Origin of the sequence: Pseudoflavonifractor phocaeensis, from assembly GCF_016901735.1 — a bacterium.
Lineage (GTDB): Bacteria > Bacillota > Clostridia > Oscillospirales > Oscillospiraceae > Pseudoflavonifractor_A.
Genome location: NZ_JACLZC010000146.1, coordinates 1 through 1,266, shown reverse-complemented (window position 1 = coordinate 1,266; position 1,266 = coordinate 1). Strand labels below are relative to the sequence as shown.

Here is a 1,266-nt window from a genome sequence, read left to right as displayed (position 1 = left end):
AATGAAGTCAGCCAGCAACAGAGGCGTCCTCAAGGGCTGCCTCCAGGTGCTTCATGTTCATGTACTTCTTGTTGCCCCACTGGGTGCCGGCCACATGTCGCAGCCGGGCACAGACCAGCATGAGGGCAGAGTTGCCGTCCGGGAAGCTGCCTACCACACGAGTGCGGCGGCGGATCTCCCGGTTCAGCCTCTCAATGACATTATTGGTTCGGATGCGAGTCCAGTGCTCGCTGGGAAAATCACAGTAGGTCAAGGTTTCCTCAATACCGTCCTCCACCTTCTTGGCCGCCTCCTTCAGCTTCATAGAGCGCAACTCCTCCACTACAGCTTTGGCCTTTTCACGGGCGGCTTTCTTGCTCTCCTGAGCATGGATCGCCTTGAGCATCTTGGCCACCAGCTTTACCTTGGAGCGTGGCGTGACTGAGAAAATATTGCGGTAGAAGTGGACGGTACACCGTTGGTATTTTGCCTCAGGAAACACTTCACCCACGGCCTCCAGCATACCAAGACACTTGTCGCCAACCACCAGTTTCACCCCATCCAAGCCACGGCCACGCAGCCACTGGAAGAAACTGACCCAGCTGGCCTTGTCCTCCTTCATACCCTCAGCAGCGCCCAAAACCTCGCGGTATCCGTCCTCGTTGACTGCAATAGCAACCAAAATAGCTACATTCTCAAATTCTCCGCCCCAGTTGCGGCGCAGGTAGATCCCATCCACATAGACATACGGATACCGCCCACCCTGCAGAGGACGGTTCCGCCAATCTTCAATGTGGACATACGTTTTCTTGTTCAGCTCGCTGATAGTGGAGGGAGAGACCTTGCTGCCCCACAGGGCCTCGGTGATGTCCTCCACACGCCGGACGGATACGCCCGCCAGGTACATCTCAATGAGCGCCTCTTCCACACTGCTCTCCCGGCGGCGATACCGCTCAATGATGGCTGTCTCAAAGGAGATCCCCTTGAGCTTAGGTACCTTGAGAGTGACATCCCCAGAAGTGGTGGTAAGGTTGCGGCTGTAGTGGCCGCTGCGGTAGCCCTGGCGCTGTTCATTGCGCTCATACCGGGCAGCCTGGGTCAACTTTTCTGCCTCGGCTTCCAGCAGCTCGTTGAGGGTTTCCTCTACGCTGCCTCGCACCAACTCCTTGATCTGACCCTTGATTACTTCCTCGTTTAGCTGTACAATCTTCTCGGACATGGTTTGCTGTCTCCTTTCGAATGGTGGTGTCGCAACTTCATTCTACCAGAGATCTGCAAACCATGTCT

At 55.9% G+C, this 1,266-nt stretch carries 1 protein-coding gene; it reads right to left on the bottom strand.

Translation table 11 applies throughout. The features are described from left to right. Nucleotides 1-7: 7 nt before the first annotated feature. The gene (locus H7U37_RS14895; RefSeq protein ID WP_204876940.1) at nt 8-1,198 is read right to left on the bottom strand and encodes an IS256 family transposase; all 1,191 of its coding nucleotides are present in this window, start codon (nt 1,196-1,198) and stop codon (nt 8-10) included. Nucleotides 1,199-1,266 lie beyond the last annotated feature (68 nt).